This window comes from Micromonospora sp. NPDC023888 (assembly GCF_040639415.1).
Classification (GTDB): domain Bacteria; phylum Actinomycetota; class Actinomycetes; order Mycobacteriales; family Micromonosporaceae; genus Micromonospora.
Genome location: NZ_JBEZZW010000008.1, coordinates 17,411 through 33,643, shown reverse-complemented (window position 1 = coordinate 33,643; position 16,233 = coordinate 17,411). Strand labels below are relative to the sequence as shown.

The 16,233-nt window shown below is 71.4% G+C and carries 14 protein-coding genes and 2 tRNA genes; 5 read left to right on the top strand and 11 right to left on the bottom strand.

Going from position 1 to position 16,233, the window contains the following annotated elements; genetic code table 11:
- Positions 1-5: 5 nt before the first annotated feature.
- Both AB0F61_RS09375 and AB0F61_RS09370 read right to left on the bottom strand, forming a co-directional pair.
- Entirely contained in the window at positions 6-497 is a 492-nt protein-coding gene (locus AB0F61_RS09375; protein WP_357806096.1) for a hypothetical protein, read from the bottom strand.
- A gap of 62 nt (positions 498-559) precedes the next feature.
- Positions 560-1,393 (bottom strand): phosphoribosylaminoimidazolesuccinocarboxamide synthase, encoded by an 834-nt coding sequence (locus AB0F61_RS09370; protein ID WP_357806092.1) that lies wholly within the window; start codon positions 1,391-1,393, stop codon positions 560-562.
- A 139-nt stretch (positions 1,394-1,532) separates the two neighbouring features.
- Between AB0F61_RS09370 and AB0F61_RS09365 the strand changes: the two genes are divergently transcribed.
- Positions 1,533-2,864 (top strand): extracellular solute-binding protein, encoded by a 1,332-nt coding sequence (locus AB0F61_RS09365; protein WP_357806089.1) that lies wholly within the window; start codon positions 1,533-1,535, stop codon positions 2,862-2,864.
- Between the two features lie 62 nt (positions 2,865-2,926).
- Here the strand turns inward: AB0F61_RS09365 and AB0F61_RS09360 are convergent, their stop codons facing one another.
- From AB0F61_RS09360 to AB0F61_RS09330, 7 genes are all read right to left on the bottom strand, one after another.
- Complete coding sequence (locus tag AB0F61_RS09360) at positions 2,927-3,178, bottom strand: hypothetical protein (protein WP_357403220.1); 252 nt, start codon at positions 3,176-3,178, stop codon at positions 2,927-2,929.
- A 248-nt stretch (positions 3,179-3,426) separates the two neighbouring features.
- Positions 3,427-3,503, bottom strand: a tRNA-Met gene (locus AB0F61_RS09355).
- Between the two features lie 165 nt (positions 3,504-3,668).
- Positions 3,669-3,742: transfer RNA gene (locus AB0F61_RS09350), tRNA-Met, on the bottom strand.
- Between the two features lie 80 nt (positions 3,743-3,822).
- A complete protein-coding gene (locus AB0F61_RS09345; RefSeq protein ID WP_357806086.1) occupies positions 3,823-4,746 on the bottom strand; it encodes a hypothetical protein in 924 nt (307 codons plus the stop codon).
- Entirely contained in the window at positions 4,736-5,245 is a 510-nt protein-coding gene (locus tag AB0F61_RS09340; protein ID WP_357806083.1) for a SigE family RNA polymerase sigma factor, read from the bottom strand. Before AB0F61_RS09340 ends, AB0F61_RS09345 begins: the two co-directional genes overlap by 11 nt.
- A gap of 185 nt (positions 5,246-5,430) precedes the next feature.
- Positions 5,431-8,436, bottom strand: coding sequence for a UPF0182 family protein (locus AB0F61_RS09335; protein WP_357806535.1), 3,006 nt, complete (start codon positions 8,434-8,436; stop codon positions 5,431-5,433).
- 96 nt (positions 8,437-8,532) lie between these two features.
- The gene (locus AB0F61_RS09330; protein WP_357806081.1) at positions 8,533-9,546 is read right to left on the bottom strand and encodes a PDZ domain-containing protein; all 1,014 of its coding nucleotides are present in this window, start codon (positions 9,544-9,546) and stop codon (positions 8,533-8,535) included.
- A 115-nt stretch (positions 9,547-9,661) separates the two neighbouring features.
- On the opposite strand from AB0F61_RS09330, the gene AB0F61_RS09325 reads away from it, so the two are divergent.
- The gene (locus AB0F61_RS09325; protein WP_357806079.1) at positions 9,662-10,978 is read left to right on the top strand and encodes a zinc-dependent metalloprotease; all 1,317 of its coding nucleotides are present in this window, start codon (positions 9,662-9,664) and stop codon (positions 10,976-10,978) included.
- 218 nt (positions 10,979-11,196) lie between these two features.
- Here AB0F61_RS09325 and AB0F61_RS09320 read toward each other — a convergent pair whose 3' ends face one another.
- Both AB0F61_RS09320 and AB0F61_RS09315 read right to left on the bottom strand, forming a co-directional pair.
- Positions 11,197-11,805, bottom strand: coding sequence for a hypothetical protein (locus tag AB0F61_RS09320; protein ID WP_357806076.1), 609 nt, complete (start codon positions 11,803-11,805; stop codon positions 11,197-11,199).
- Positions 11,806-12,249: 444 nt separating this feature from the next.
- Positions 12,250-12,780: a M48 family metallopeptidase gene (locus AB0F61_RS09315; protein ID WP_357806074.1), complete on the bottom strand. Its 531-nt coding sequence runs from the start codon at positions 12,778-12,780 to the stop codon at positions 12,250-12,252.
- Between the two features lie 513 nt (positions 12,781-13,293).
- On the opposite strand from AB0F61_RS09315, the gene AB0F61_RS09310 reads away from it, so the two are divergent.
- The 3 genes from AB0F61_RS09310 (at position 13,294) to AB0F61_RS09300 (ending at position 16,124) form a co-directional block, all read left to right on the top strand.
- Complete coding sequence (locus tag AB0F61_RS09310) at positions 13,294-13,464, top strand: DUF5679 domain-containing protein (protein WP_167457767.1); 171 nt, start codon at positions 13,294-13,296, stop codon at positions 13,462-13,464.
- Positions 13,465-13,668: 204 nt separating this feature from the next.
- Positions 13,669-14,781, top strand: a complete 1,113-nt coding sequence (locus AB0F61_RS09305) for a hypothetical protein (RefSeq protein WP_357806071.1) — start codon at positions 13,669-13,671, stop codon at positions 14,779-14,781.
- Entirely contained in the window at positions 14,778-16,124 is a 1,347-nt protein-coding gene (locus AB0F61_RS09300) for an AarF/ABC1/UbiB kinase family protein (RefSeq protein WP_357806069.1), read from the top strand. The genes AB0F61_RS09305 and AB0F61_RS09300 overlap by 4 nt, the downstream gene beginning before the upstream one ends.
- Positions 16,125-16,233: the final 109 nt, after the last annotated feature.

Below are 16,233 nucleotides of genomic sequence, written 5' to 3'. Positions count from 1 at the left end.
CCGCGTCAGCGCTCGACGTCGCTCACCGGGGGCCCGCCCGGAGCGGGTCGGCGGCCGCGCCGCACCCGCTGCACGCCCGCCCGCAGGAAGACGACGGCGAGCGCCACCATCGCCGCCACCAGCGCCGAGCCCACCATCAGTGGGGCGATGAGCCAGGCCATCAGGCTGACGGTGGCCCGCGTCCCGTTGGCCCAGCCGTCGACCCGCTCGCCGGCACGCGGCGAACCGCCGCCCACCGGGCCGGTGACCACACGCCCGTCGGACATGCTCCAGGTGCCGCGGCACCGCTCGGTCGCCTTCGGACCGCCGAGGTCACAGGACTCGACCTGGATGCTCACCCGCTCGGCGCCGATCACGTTGCGGCCGATGCCGACGGGCAGCGCCAGAACGACCAGGACCATGAGGACCAGCACCAGAACCCGTTGCCAGCGCGGCCGTCGGGCCATCCGGGAGACGTAGTCACCGGGAGGCGGAGACGCGGAACGACCGGATGCCATAGGCCGCAGGCTATCAACGTGCGGCACCCCGCCCATCCATGATCCTCTGGGTGCCGCCGCGCTCACTCCCAGCGGTTGCCGGTCAGCTTCTCGTACACCTCGACGTAGCGGGCGCGGGTCGCCTCGACGACCTCGTCGGGCACGTCCGGGGCCGGGGGCTGCTTGTTCCAGCCGCCGCTGGTGGCCCAGTCCCGCACGTACTGCTTGTCGTAGGAGAACTGCACGCGGCCCGGCTGGTACGACTCGGCCGGCCAGAACCGCGACGAGTCGGAGGTGAGCAGCTCGTCGGCGAGGACCAGGGTGCCGTCGGGCGCCCACCCCAACTCGATCTTGGTGTCGGCGATCAGGATGCCCCGGTCGGCGGCCAGCTCGGCGCCGCGCCGGTAGACGTCGATGGTGATCTGCCGCAGCCGCTCCGCGGTGGCCTGGCCCACCTTGTCCACCACGTCGTCGTACGTGATGGGCTCGTCGTGTTCGCCCATCGGCGCCTTGCTCGACGGCGTGAAGATCGGCTCGGGCAGGATCGACGCCTCGCCCAGCCCTCGGGGCAGTGGCACTCCGGAGACGGCTCCGGTCCGCTCGTACTCCCGCAGGCCGCCGCCGGTGAGGTAGCCGCGAGCGACGCACTCGACCGGCAGCATGTCCAGCCGCTGACAGCGGATCGCCCGCCCGGCGAACTCGGCGGGCACGTCGGTGGCCGAGATGACGTGGTTCGGCACCAGGTCGGCGAGCTGCTCGAACCACCAGAGCGAGAGTGCGGTGAGCAGGCGACCCTTGTCCGGGATCGGCGTCGGCAGCGCCACGTCGTAGATCGAGATGCGGTCCGAGGCGACCAGGATCAGGTCGTCGCCGTCGGCGTAGACGTCCCGAACCTTGCCCGAGTGCAGAAGTTCCACGCGCCCTAGTACACCATGCGAGATCGGAAGGCCTGATTCGACCACCCGCGCCGGGGGGTGACCGGACGGACGTTGACACCTTCGTGCGCTCCCTGCGTGAATGGTCCGACCGCCGCCCCCGCAGGTCCAGGAGACCCCCGTGCCCGTTGTTCGACAGCCGTTCGACCGCCTCGGCGCCGACCCGGGCCGACGCCGAGTGCTCACCGCGTTGCTCGGTGCGCCGCTGCTCGCGTCGGGCGGGCTGGCCGGATGCAGCGACGGCGCCGCCACGTCGACCCAGGACGGGCCGGTCGAGCTGTCGGTCTTCTGGTGGGGTGGCGCCAGGCGTGCCGAGCTCACCGAGAAGGTGCTGCGGCTCTACTCGGATCGCAACCCGCGGGTCACCTTCCGAGTCACCTGGCAGGGCGCCGGTGGCTACTACGAGCGACTGGCCACCCAGGCGGCCGGTGGGAACGTACCGGACCTGGTCCAGATCGACGACGCCATGCTCACCGAGTACGCCCAGCGCCAGATCATCCTCGACCTCACCGACCGGGTCGCCGACCACCGTCTGGATCTGCGGGGCCTGCCGGAGGGCCTGATCCGCTACGGCACGGTGGAGGGGCGGACGATGGCGGTGGCCGGCGGGCAGACCCACGCGGGTGTGGTCTTCAACCGGGACCTGCTGCGGGAGCTACAGGTGCCGGAGCCGCGCGCCGGTATGAGCTGGGCCGAGTACGTCTCCTGGGCGGAACAGGTCACCGAGGCCAGCGAGGGCAGGGTGGCCGGCACCATGGACGGGTCCGGTGACTACCGGGCGCTCTGGCTCTGGCTGCGGTCGCAGGGCGGCGAACTGTACCGGGGCAAGCAGCTCGGTTTCGGCGTGGAACAGCTCATCGCCTGGTTCGAGCTGTGGCAGCGGGCCCGCCGGGTGCGGGCCACCCCGGGTGCGGCGCTGGTCGAGCAGGCCGACAGCGGCGAGCCGTCCCGGCAACTGGTGGTGACCGGGTTGACCGCCGCGTCATTCGCGTGGTCCCACCAACTGCCCGAATTGCAGCGGCTCACCGAGGCCGAGCTGGGCGTGGTCGGCCTGCCGGGGCCGATCGGTGCGCAGTGGGCGCGCGCGTCGATGTTCTGGGCCGCGTTCCGGGGCACCCGCCACCCGGACACCGTCACCGACGTGATCAATTTTCTGACCACGAACGGCGAGGCCGGCACCGTCCTCGGCCACGAACGTGGCCTGAACGCCAGTCTCGCCGTCCGCCGCTACGCCGAGGGCAGCATCACCGAGCCGGCCCAGCAGCGGGCCGCCGCGTTCGGCGCGTCCATCGCCGACCAGCTCGGGCCGGCCCCGGCGCCACCCCCGAAGGGGCACGCCAAGGTGCGGACCCTGCTGGTCGCCACCGCGGAGAGCATCCGCGTCAAGCGGGTCGGCACCCGGGCGGCCGCCTCACGTTTCATCGCCCAGGCCAACGCCGCACTGGCGGCGTGACCCACCGGTGGCCGGCTCACGGCCCGCCGCCGTCGACGAACCGATCGGGACGGGCCGCTTGATCAGCGCGGCGGGCCACCCCGACGGTTGCGGGTCAGGCGCAGCACCAGGAACACGATGACGGCGACCACCACCAGGCAGCAGAGCAGGCTCAGAACGCCGAAGCCGCCGCCGCCGCGCCGCCGCCGTGCCGCCTCCACGACCACCTCGCCGGTGCCCGTGGACGCCCAGGCCGCGACGGGCACGAAGACCGCCAGTACGGCCGCACCGAGGACCGCGCTGAGCCGGCCCCACCACTTACCGAATGAAGACATGTGCCCATCCTCGCCGAAGGACGCAACCTCGGCACGTCGGTACGCGCCGAACCACGGGACCGGAACATCCGCAAGCACCCCGACCGGGCGCAACGTTCCCGCAACCCTCCGGCAAGAAACGGCTTCCGGTAGCAACCGGGTGGGGCCGGCGCCCGCGAGGTGTCGGCCCCCACGGGGGCACTCCTCCGGTCGGAGAGCACAAAAAAGATCCGGCCCCACGGATGGGGCCGGATCTTTTGCACTGCCGGTGGTAGCGGGGACAGGATTTGAACCTGCGACCTCTGGGTTATGAGCCCAGCGAGCTACCGAGCTGCTCCACCCCGCGTCGACTGGTTAACCTTAACCCATCCCGTTCGGCGATGATCAGTGGGGTCACTGCCGACGCCAGCGAGCAGGCCAACGCCCGATTTTCCGAGCAGCGGCCGGCAGACGTCGGGAAAGTCGAAAGCCCGCCTCCGGTGAACCGGAGACGGGCCTTCGATGTTTCTCGTAGCGGGGACAGGATTTGAACCTGCGACCTCTGGGTTATGAGCCCAGCGAGCTACCGAGCTGCTCCACCCCGCGTCGGCTCGCTAACCGTAGCGCACCACCCCCGGGCCCCGCAAAACGACATCCGAATCCGCCGGATCGCGGGCCGGCACGGATCAGTCGAGCCACGCCCGGATGGCGGTGACCGCGCGGCGGCTGTCCGCGTCGACCTGCGCCCGCGGGCTGGACCCGCTCTCCCAGCCGATCTCCCAGAGGACGGTCACCACGTCGCCGATCCGGATCGCCCGAACCAACCGGACGTTCTCCCCGCCGGTCGGGTCACCGTTGATGTCCACATTTGGTTCCCGCATCTCGAACAGCACCGACTCGTCGCCGTACCCGGTGGTGCTGAGCAGCCGCTGCCTGGTCAGCATCGACGCGTCACCGGCCGGCCGTCCCTGCTCCGGGCAGTCGCGCACCGCCCGGCGCAGCTCGTTCATCGCATCGTCGGCACGCCCGGCCCGGTAGATGGTGATGGTGTGGGCGTAGGTGCCGTCCGGGGCGTTCCCGTCGATGTTGTCCTCCGGCAGCTTGAAGACCAGGGACCGGGTCCGACGCTGCACGATCGCCGCGTCGCTCGGGTAGCGGGCGCCGCACAGCCCCGGCAGCACGTCCCGGTCCACGAATTTCGGCGCGGTGTCGGTCCGGTTCGCCGGCGGGAGGTTGAAGAACGCCCGATCCGGGATGCTGACCGGAGTCGAGGGTGGCGACCCGCCGGTGACCTGCGGAGACGCGGGGGACGAACTCGGGGGTCGGCCGGGCGTGGTGGGCGGGGCCGACGGCGACGGTGAGCCGGCAGTCGCACTCGGCGCGGGGGTCGTCGGTCTGACGGCCGGCGAAGGGACAGGCGGCGGTTTGGACACCAGCGAGGTACCGATCACCACGCCTCCCGCCAGCAACGCCACGGCGAGGGAGCCCCCGACCGCACGCAGCCGGGCCCTCCGGTCCGCCCGCCGCCGCAGTACGCCGGGAACGGCCAGGTCGCGAGCGTCGGCGTCGGCGGCGAGGCGCTGATACCAGTCGGAGAGTTCACGCGACATCGTTGGCCTCCAGTTCCACGCCGGCGAGATCGGGCAGCAACGCGGCGAGCCGGGACCGGCCCCGGGAGAGCCACGACTTCACCGTGCCAACGGGCGCGCCCACCTCACGGGCGATCTCTTCCACCGACATGTCGAACAGGTAGTGCAGAGCCAACGCCTGCCGATGGTTCGCGGGTACCTGGCGCAGAGCCTGGAGCAGCAGCACACTGTCCTCTGTGGGCGGCCCGACCGCGGGTGGGGGCCCCGCCAGGCGGAGCGCTCCGCGCAGGGTGCGCAGTCGCCGCCAGCGGTCGGTCGCCAACCGGGACACCACCAGCCGCAGCCACGCCTCCGGCGCGGGATGCGCCGCCAGCCGACCCCAGTGCCGCCAGGCCCGGGTGTACGCCTCCTGCACCAGGTCCTGCGCCTCGCTGTGGTCGCCCACGACCGCATAGCCGTACCTCGCCATCCGCCGCGCGGTGCTGCGGTAGAAGTCGTCGAAGCTCTGCGCGTCCCGCAAGACTGTTCCCCCTCGTTCCACCCCGTCGATGTGAGGACGGCCGACCGGTGTCACCGGTTGCGGTCCGCCCCGACCTTTCGGGGAGGCGACGGACGGGCAGGTGGCCGGACGACAGCGGAGCCCCCGTCGCCCGGACCGGGAGGTCCGACGACGAGGGCTCCGAGAGTTGCGCCCGGCGAGTGCGCTCAGCCGCCCGCGCTCGGGCTGCCGCTCGCCGACGGTGAGGCGCCACCGCTCGGCGTTCCGGTGGGGTTGGCGGCCTGCTGCGCCTGCTGGAACGCGGTAAGCGCCTCGTCAAGCGTCTTGAGCGCACGACCGTACCGCTCGAAGTCACCGGAGGTCTGCGCGGCCCGGACCTCGGTGATCGCGGTCTGCACCCGGTCCGCGGCGACGGCCAGGTCGCCCGTCGGAGGCGGGGTGCTGGCGCTCGGCGTCGGCGTCGGCGTGGCGCTCCCACTGGGCGTCGGCGTCGTCGGGTTGCCCCCGGTGGTCGGGGGCGGCGACGTGCCCTGCCCGGCCTTCTTACCCTGCTCGACCAGTTGCTTGATGCCGTCGTTGATGTTGTCGGCGAGCGCCACGAAGGAGCCACCGTCACCGTAGGAGAGCAGCACCTTCTGCAACAGCGGGTACGCGTCCTGCTGGTTGCTCTTCACGTAGACAGGTTCGACGTAGAGCATGCCGTCGGCGAAGGGCAACGAGAGCAGGTTGCCGTACTGCACCTGCGCCTGGTTGCTGGAGAGCAGGTTGAGCTGCTGGCGGATGTTGGCGTTGTTCGTCATCTGCTGGTGCACCTGCACCGGGCCGGAGATCCGGGTCTGATCCGGCAACTCCAGCACCTCCAGCCGGGGCTGCCCGTCGACGTACGACCCGGAGATCAGCGCGGCCAGGTTCTGCCGGCCGTTCGGGGTGACCGCGGCGGTGAGCTGGAATCGAGGGCTCTCCTGCCCAGGGAACTGGGTGAACAGGTAGTACGGAGGCTGCTTCTGGCCGCTGTCCGGAGCGTCCGGCACGGTCGGCACCTGCCAGAAGTCCTGAGCGGAGTAGAAGTCGCCCGGGTTGGTCACGTGGAACTTGGTGAGCAGGTTGCGCTGCACCTTGAACATGTCCGCCGGGTAGCGCAGGTGCTCGGTCAGCTCGACCGGGATGTCCGCCTTCGGCAGCACCAGGTCACCGCCGAACGCCTTGTTCCAGGCCTTGAGCACCGGATCGGTGTCGTCGTACTCGTAGAGCTTCACGGTGCCGTCGTACGCGTCGACGGTGGCCTTCACCGAGTTGCGCATGTAGTTGACGTTCTCCCGGGCCAACTGGAACGTGCCCCGGTTGGTCAACTCATCGGTGGTCTCGGTCTGCAGGTTGACCCGCTCGGCGTACGGGTAGGTGGCCGCCGTGGTGTAGCCGTCGACGATCCACTGCACCCGACCGTCCACCACCGCCGGGTACGGGTCACCGTCCAGCGTGAGGAACGGCGCGACCTTCTCCACCCGGTCCCGCGGGTTACGCACGTAGAGCAGCCTGGAGTCCTTGTTGACCGCCTCCGAGAGCAGGAAGTTCGACTCCTGCTCCTTGATGGCGTACAGCAGCCGGCGGGTGAAGGAACCGATCTTGACGCCGCCCTCGCCGGTGTAGGTGTAGGACTCGCCGCCACCCTCGCCGACCGGCCTGTCGAACTCGGCCTTCTTGTTCGGGTCGGACTGCCCGACGATCGCGTAGTCGTCGGCCGCCATCCGCTCGCCGTAGTAGATGCGCGGCTGCTTGGCCGGGATCTGCTCGGTCTGGGAGGAGCACGCCTCCTGGGTCTTCTCGCCGAGGAAGCCGGACACGAAGAACGGCTGCCCGCCGCAGACCACCTGGTTGGCCGGGGCGGCCACCAGCCCGTAGCCGTGGGTGTAGACGGTGTGCCGGTTGATCCAGGTGTTCTGCTGGTCGGTCAGCTCGCCGTAGTTGATCTCCCGGACGCCGACCACGTAGTCGGAGACCTTCCCGTTCACCCCGTACCTGTCGATGTCCAGCTTGGGGCCGAAGTCGTAGAAGCCACGCACCTGCTGAAGCTGGGTGTACGTCTCGCTCACCAACTGCGGGTCGAGCAGTCGCACGTTCGACACCACCGAGGTGTCGGTGACCAGGTTCGCCGGTGGGGTGAGGTTGTTCGCCGCGTACGGGGTCGTCTGGGTGGCTCCCAGCCCGAACGCCGCCCGCGTCGCGTCGATGCTGCGCTGGATGTACGGCGCTTCCTTGTCCTTGGCGCTCGGCTTGACCTCGAAGGTCTGCACCGCCCAGGGGTAGATGCCGCCGATGGCCACCGCGGACACACCGAGCAGCGCAAGCGAGATCCCCGGCCAGACGAGGTTCCGCATCCAGGCGTTGGAGAACACGACGATCGCGATCGCCACGACGATCGAGATGTAGGCCAGGATCTCCTTCGCCGGCAGCAACGCGTTGACGTCGGCGTAGCCGGCGCCGTACAACTTGGCGCCCTCGTTGTACTCAAGCAGCATCGCCCGCCGGTCCAGCACGTACGCGATGGCCTTCAACAGCACGAAGACCGCGACCAGGCTGCTCAGGTGCGCGCGGGCCGCGTTGCTCATCCGGTCCCCGACGCCCTGGAGGCGGACCCCACCGAAGAGGTAGTGCACCGCCAGCGCGCCGATCACGGCGAGCACCACAGCGGTGAAGGCGACCCCGAGCAGGTAACGCCAGAACGGCAACTGGAAGACGTAGAAACCGATGTCCACCCCGAACTCCGGGTCCTTGACCCCGAAGTCACCGCCGTTGCGGAAGAGCAGCCACTGGCTCCACCGGTTCTGCGCGGAGAGGCCGGCGAAGAGCCCGACCACCGCGGCGGTGAGCGCGATCCAGGTGCCGAGTCGTGGGCTGAGCGCCATCCGGTAACGCTCAAGCGTCGCCTGCTCCACCGAGTGCGGACGCAGTCGCGGGCGCAGCCGATGGGCCAGCCACAGGTTGCCACCGACGACCACCGCCATGCCGAGACCGACGGCGAGGAAGAGCAACAGTCGGGTCACCAGCACACCGGTGAAGACCTCGGTGTAGCGAACCTCGTCGAACCAGAGCCAGTCCGTCCACGCCTGAACACCCCAGCCGAGCAGGGTGAAGAGCACGAACACCCCGACCAGGACAGCGATGGTGACGCGACCGCGCCGGCTCATCCTCGGCAGGGGGCTGCTGCTACGCATGACCACTGTTGGCTCCGCACGCTCGATGTGATCGGCTCCGACCAGGCACCCAGAGTACGGGGTGTTCCTGAGCGTGTCGGGGCACGGTCACACCGGTCAGCAACGGGTCGGCTGACCCCCCGCGCGCAACGTCTCCAGGGCGGTCATCGCCTCGTCCAACGAACCCACCCGCAGCAGCGGCAGACCGGGCTGCGGATTGCGCACGGCCTCGGCGCAGTTGTCCGCCGGCACCAGGAAGACCTTGGCGCCGGCGCGCTTCGCGCCGACCAACTTCTGGGCGATCCCGCCGATCGGGCCGACGGTGCCCTCGTCGTCGATGGTGCCGGTGCCGGCGATGATCTGGCCGCCGGTGAGATCGGCCGGGGTCAGCTTGTCGACGATCCCCAGGGCGAACATCAGGCCGGCGCTCGGCCCTCCGATGTCTCCCAGGTCGATGCCGAGGGTGAACGGGTGCGGCTGCTGCTGATCGATCTCCACACCGATCCGCGGTCGGCCATCCTGCTCACGACTTGTCACAGTGGCCGTGGCCGGCGCGCCGTCGCGGGTGTAGGCGATGGTCAACGCCGTGCCCGCCGGCTTGGCCCGAACCAGTTCGGTGACCTTCGCGGCCACCGGCACCGGCTGACCGTCGACAGAGGTGATCACGTCGCCGGCCTTCAGCACCCCGGCCGCCGGACCGTCCCCGGCCACCGTCTTGATCACCACCTGCACCGGAAAGCCCAGCTCCCGCAGCGCGGCGGTCTCCGCGCTGGTCTGCGACGCCTTGAAGTCCTCCGCGTTGCGCTGCTCGACCTGCTCGGTCGACTCCCCCGGCGGGTAGACCAGCTCACGCGGCACCACCGCCTCGTCGTCGGAGAACCAGCCCGCGATCGCCCCCCGCAACCGCACAGTGGGCTGCACCCCCACCGTGGTCAGCCGGAGCTGGCCGGCGGAGGTCGAGGTCTCCCGCCCGGAGACCTGGATGACCTCCTTGCCGTCGGCAGTGCCGAGGGTGTTGACCGTCGGGCCCGGGCCGAGCACCACGTACGGGATCGGCACCCGCAGCACCCCGATGCTCAGCAGGGCGGTGAACAGGGCACCGAGCAGGACCGTCAGGCCACGACGTCTCATGCCGCAGAGCGTACCGACCGGCCGGACGCCTCCTGCCGGATGCGCCACGCGACTTCGCCCTCAGCGCAACGCCAGCGGCGGCGACCTGGGGCGCGGTCCGCGTACCGTAGACGTCGTGCCTGATATTCCGTTCGGTTTCGCGCTCCCGGGTGGGCAACCACCAGACCCCAACGATCCCGCGCAGATGCAGCAGTTCATGTCGCAGTTGCAGCACCTGCTCTCCGCGCCGGGCAGCGGGCCGGTCAACTGGGACCTGGCCCGGCAGGTAGCGGCCAGCCAACTCGCGGCCGCCGGCGACCCGGCGGTGTCACCGTATGAGCGCAACGCGGTCCAGGAGGCGCTGCGCCTGGCCGATCTGTGGTTGGAGCCGGCCTCGGCGTGGCCGTCGGGCATCCAGTCGCCGGTGGCCTGGAACCGCAACGAGTGGATCTTCAAGACGCTCGACGTGTGGCGCAAGCTCTGCGACCCGGTCGCCAGCCGGATGGTCGGCGCGATGGGCGACCTGGTGCCACCGGAGGCGCGTGCCCAGCTCGGCCCGATGCAGTCGATGGTCGCCACCCTCGGCGGCGCGCTCTTCGGCGGGCAGCTCGGCCAGGCGCTCGGCTCGCTCGCCGCGGAGGTGCTCTCCGCCGGCGACATCGGGCTGCCGCTCGGCCCGGCCGGCACGGCCGCCCTGATCCCGGCCAACATCCGGGCGTACGGCGAGGGCCTGGAACTTCCCGAGGACGAGGTCCGCCTCTACGTGGCGCTGCGCGAGGCCGCCCACCAGCGGCTGTTCCAGCACGTCCCGTGGCTGCGCGGGCACGTGCTCAGCGCCGTCGAGATGTACGCCTCGGGCATCCGGGTCAACCGGGAGGCGATCGAGGAGGCGATGGGCCGGGTCGACCCGACCGACCCGGAGTCCATGCAGGCGATCGCCCTGGAGGGCATCTTCACCCCGGAGGACACCCCGGCGCAGAAGGCCTCCCTGGCCCGGCTGGAGACCGCACTCGCCCTGGTCGAGGGCTGGGTCTGCCACGTCGTGGACAGCGCCGCCAGCGACCGGCTGCCCAACGTCGTCCGGCTTGGTGAGGCGTTCCGCCGCCGCCGGGCCGCTGGCGGCCCCGCCGAGCAGACCTTCGCCGCACTCGTCGGCCTGGAACTGCGCCCGCGTCGCCTTCGCGAGGCCGCGGCACTCTGGGCCGCGCTCACCGAGCACCGCGGCATCGAGGGCCGCGACGCCGTCTGGGGCCACCCGGACCTGCTGCCCTCGGACGACGACTTCGCCGACCCGGTCGCCTTCGCGATGAACGACATGGACCTGAGCGAGCTGGACAGCTTCGACTTCACCGCTCCCGGTGGGGCCGAGGAGAAGGCCCCGGGCCAGTCGGGTCAGCCCGGTCCGTCGGGTCCGTCCGACGAGACCGATGGCGAGGGCGACGTCAAGCCCTGAGACCCGGGTCGTGACGCCTGAGCCCGTGACGCGGGGCCGCGCCCCTGGGCCCGCGACGCCTGGAGCCGCGCCCCTGGGCCAGCGACGCCTAGAGCCGCGCGCTCCTGGGTCAGCGACGCTTGAGACCGGGTGCCCGCACTGCTCGACGGCGGGCACCCGGCGTGCAGGTGGCCTTGGCTGGGCAGCAGGTGACGGCCCTCGGTCAGGAAGCGTGTTGGTCAGGCGGGTCGACCGGAGCCGGAGAGCAGGGCGCGGGTCGCCTCCCAACCTTCGAAGGCCGGGTCCAACGTGGCCAGGTCGGCCGGGCCGCGCAGTCGCCGCCAGCCGGCGGTGACCGCCACATCCCCCGGTCGAGGGGCACCGGAACGGACGTCCGTCGGCGTTGCCGTGTCCAGGTTCAGCGGGGGTAGCCAGCCCGGCACGGGCAGCCGCACAGCCACCCCGAGCAGGCCCGGGCCGCCGCCGTCGACCGGAGCCACCGCGACGGGTCGGGTGGTGAGCGGGCGCAGCAGCTTGCCGACGGTCAGTGCGGGCAGGTCAGGCACGTCGCCGACGAGCACGGCCGCCTGGTCGTAGCCGTCCAGAGCGGCGAACACGGCGTTCGGCGTCGGCTCGGCCACCTCGTGGACCGCCGTGCCGGGCCAGACCAGCGCGTCGGCGAGGGCCCGGTCGGCCGGGGTGACCGCGACCGCGATCTCCACCTCGTTGAGCGTGGCGAGCAGGTCGATGACGTCTTCCGCGAGAGCCGCTCGCCACTCCGCCAGGTCGACGCCGGGCGGCGACCAGTGCACCGGCCCGAGCAACGCCACCACCACCCGTCGCGCCATCCCTCGACCCTAGCGCCCCACCCCGCGCGGCTGCTCCACCCGGCCCGACCCATCTACCTGAGCCACCCCAAACCAGCCCAAATCATCCGCGCCGGACCGTTCGGCGGCACCGCCCGAAGCACACTGGCGCGGCTCGACGGCATTATCGACTCGGCCTCATTGAAGTCGCGGTGTCCCGGCGGCCTCGATAGCGCGGTATCCAGAAAGGCGAGTGGATCTAGGCCGATCGCGCCTCAGCCGGGGTCGGATGCTCGGCGCCCAGGGTCTCGGCGCGACACCCCGAGGTGCTCGCCGCGCGGCACCCCGACATGCTCGCCGCGCGACACCCCGACATGCTCGCCGCGCGACACCCCGACATGCTCGCCGCGCGACACCCCGACATGCTCGCCGCGCGGCACCCCGACATGCTCGCCGCGCGACACCCCGATCGCGCGGGGGCCTGGATCAGGTCGGGACCGGGGCGCCGGAGGCGGCGGCGACACCTTCGAGGTAGCCGCGGGCGCGTTCGGCCTTGGGGTAGCGACCGACCAACGCCCAGAACCGGGCGTTGTGGCTGGGCACGATCAGGTGCGCCAGCTCGTGCAGCAGCACGTAGTCGATCACCCACTCGGGCATCTCCTGGACGCGGTGCGAGATCCGGATGCTGCGGTCGGCAGGTGTGCAGGAGCCCCATCGGCCGTTCTGGTTGGTGACCCAGCGGACGCTTGCCGGTACCGCCTTCGTGGCGTACCCCGGAAGGTAGAGGTCGATGAGCCGGGTGGCGCGGGCCAGCAGCTCGGCGTCGGAGCGGGCCAGGCGCCCCTCCCGGGCGGCGAGCCGGGCGAGCATCCGGTCGACCCACTCGCTCTCCTCGGCCCGGGAGAACTGGTCCGGGATGAGGACGACGACTCGCTCACCGTCACGGTACGCGGACACCGTGCGTCGCCGGCGCTGACTGCGCCGCACCTCGACGACCGGCTTGCGCGTCCCCGCCATCACTGGCCCGCGCAGCCTCGGCTACGTGTCACGAAGGAAAGCTAATGCGTACTGACCAGGGGTCCGCAAGAGTCAACCACACGACACGCGCCCGGAAAATGGTGATTGGTCGCTCGGCGTCCCGAAAATTTCTTGACGACAACGCCATCGCGCCATCTCGTCACCCTTCGTGAACACCGAGGGCGTCGGTACGCGACACCTCCCCACCGTAGGTGATCACGGTGCCGAATGCCCCCGCGGGGCCACTCGCACGGGTGTCTGTGGGGGTTTGGTCGGCGTGTCCCCGCCAAACTGACTTATCCGACCTATTTCGCCATGCACACTCTCGACGTCGACTAGCTCACAGTGTCGATGCACAGCTGACATGGAACCGCCCAGACCTGGGTAGGGTCCGCGGACCAGCGGTCACGAAGGTGGCCGTGGAGTGAGACCCAGCGCCGGCGCCCCGTGTGGCCCGCCGCCGGGCACCCCGCCGGGACGGCAATGACCGGCGGACGAGACGAGGAGGGCACCGTGGCCGACCAGGCCCAGACGACCTACAACGGTTACTGCGTGAAGTGCAAGGAGAAGAGGGACTTCGAGGGGCACGTGGAGGTCTCGAAGACCGGGATGAACATGGCCAAGGGCAAGTGTCCGGTATGCGGAACAACAGTGAACCGCATCCTGGGCAAGGCCAAGGTCTGACCTGTACGAGTGGCGGGGGCGGGGTGGCCGATGGCGACCCCGCCCCGTTGCCGTCTCGGAGGTCGAGGGGCTGTCGGGTGACCGACAGCCTCGTCGGCAGGCTGTGGATAACCCGGCAAACCCTGTGGACAACGCTGGACAGCGCCCTGCGCGCCTGTGGACAACGATCGACCGAACGCGAAGATGCGATCACGATTGGTGACCATGAGCCGCACCGTTCTGCCCCGCCCCACGTTGCTGCCCGGCCTCAACCGGCTCTGGCGAGACCGGCACACCCTCCAGCTCGGCGTCGGCCCCGGGCCGGCGGTGCTGCTGGAGCTGGCCAACCCGCGCGCTGCCCACCTGCTCGACCTGCTCGACGGCACCCACAGCGAGCGTGCTGTGCTGGCTCGGGCGGCCGCCGCCCAGGTCACCAGCGACGATGCGCGCACCCTGCTCGACGCCCTACGGGCGGCCGGCCTGCTGGTGCCCGCGCACAGCCTGCTCCCCCGTGACCTGGCCGGCCCAGTCCGCGCCCGGCTCACCGCGGAGGCCGGCGCGCTGGCCCTGGCCGCCGCTCGGCTGCCCGGCACCCCCGCCCAGGTCCTGCGTCGACGACGGGCCGCCCGAGTCGTGCTCACCGGCGCCGGCGCGCTCGGCGGGCCGCTCACGGTGGCGTTGGCGCAGGCCGGCGTCGGGCAGGTGGTCCCCCTCCTCACCGGCCCGGTGCGCCCCGTCGACCTGGTCGGCACCGGCATTTCCGCCGCCGAGCTGGGCCATCCGCTGGCACCGGCGGTGCGGGCCGCGGTTGACCGCGTCGCGCCGGGCACCAGCACCCAGCCGGTCCGGGCCGGTCGGGTGGACCTGGTGATCCAACTCGGCACGGACCGCCCACCCGCGTTGCTCGCGGCCGGCCTCGCCCAACGCCGGCAGCCACACCTGCTTGTCACCCTGCGCGAGGGCGTACCGGTCATCGGGCCGCTGGTCTGCCCGCCCGCCGGGCCCTGCCTGCACTGCGTCGACCTGCACCGGGCCGACCGCGACCCGGACTGGCCGCGGCTCGCCGCCCAACTCGCCGCCGCCGACCCGGTGGCCGCCGGCGCGACCGGGACGCTGCTCGCCGCCATCGGGTACGCGCTGGCCGAGGCACTGACGCAGCTCGACGGCGGGCAGCCGGAGACGCTTGGCGCGGCCATGGAGATCACCGGGGCGGGCCGTTTCCGTCGTCGGGGCTGGCCGCCGCACCCGGCGTGTGAGTGCTCCCGGGGGCGAGTGTCCGCACCAGCCCGGCCGCAGAGCAGCAGGGGGGCCCTCCGGTCGGTAACAATGACCGGGTGACCGACATCCCGCGCCGCGCCGTGTCCCGCACCGCCAAGCTCGCCGCCCTGCCGCTCGGCTTCGCCGGTCGGACCGTTCTCGGCATGGGAAAGCGCGTCACCGGGATCGCCTCCGACGTGATCTCCGCGGAGATCCAGCAGCGCACCGCCGAGCAATTGTTCAGCGTGTTGGGCCAGCTCAAGGGCGGGGCGATGAAGTTCGGCCAGGCGCTGTCGGTCTTCGAGGCCGCGTTGCCGGAGGAGATCGCCGCGCCCTACCGCCAGGCGCTCACCAAACTCCAGGAGGCGGCGCCGCCGCTGCCGGTGGCGAGTGTGCACAAGGTGCTGACCGAGCAGCTCGGCCCGGACTGGCGGGACCGGTTCGTCGAGTTCAACGACGTCCCGGCTGCCGCGGCCAGCATCGGCCAGGTGCACCGGGCACGGTGGCGTGAGCCGGGGTTCGACGAGTCGGGCGCGCCGAACAGCCGCGACGTGGCCGTCAAGATCCAGTATCCCGGCGCCGGGGAGGCGCTGCTCGCCGACCTGAAGCAGCTCTCCCGCCTGGGCGGGATGTTCCGGGCCATCCAGCCCGGCCTGGACGTCAAGCCGCTCCTTGTCGAGTTGCGGGAGCGGATCACCGAGGAACTGGACTACGAGTTGGAGGCCGAGTCGCAGCGCGCCTTCGCGGAGGCGTACGCCGACGACCCGGAGATCTACATCCCAAAGGTGATCAACGCGGCGCCCCGGGTGCTTGTCACCGAGTGGGTGACGGGCACCCCGCTGGCCGACATCATCCGGGAGGGCACCGAGGAGGAGCGGGACGAGGCGGGCCGGTTGATGGCCACCCTGCACCTCTCCGCGCCGCAGCGGGCCGGGCTGCTGCACGCCGACCCGCACCCGGGAAACTTCCGGCTGCTGCCCGACGGCCGGCTCGGGGTGATCGACTTCGGTGCGGTGGCCCGGATGCCGGAGGGCACCCCAGAGCCGATCGGTCGCATCGCCGCGCTGGCCCTGCGCGGGGACGCCGACGGGGTGGTGGCCGGGCTGCGGTCAGAGGGCTTCATCGGCGCCACCGACGAGATCGACGCCGAGGGGGTGCTCGACTTCATCCGCCCGATGCTTGAGCCCATCGCGGCGGACGGGTTCCGGTTCACCCGGGCCTGGCTGCGGGGCGAGGCGGGCCGACTCGCCAGCCCCCGCTCCCCCACCTACCAGCTGAGCAGGCAGCTCAACCTGCCGCCGTCGTACCTGCTGATCCACCGGGTGACGCTCGGGTCGATCGGGGTGCTCTGTCAGTTGGAGGCGAAGGCCCCGTACCGCAGCATCCTGGAACGCTGGCTGCCCGGCTTCGCGCCGGTCGCCTGACCACGTCAGGAAGGGCGGGTGCCGGTCGGCACCCGCCCTTCCGTGTGGGGTGGTACTAGAGAACGCCCAGGTCACGAGCCGTCTGGTTGCGGCTGTTCATGGCGACGGT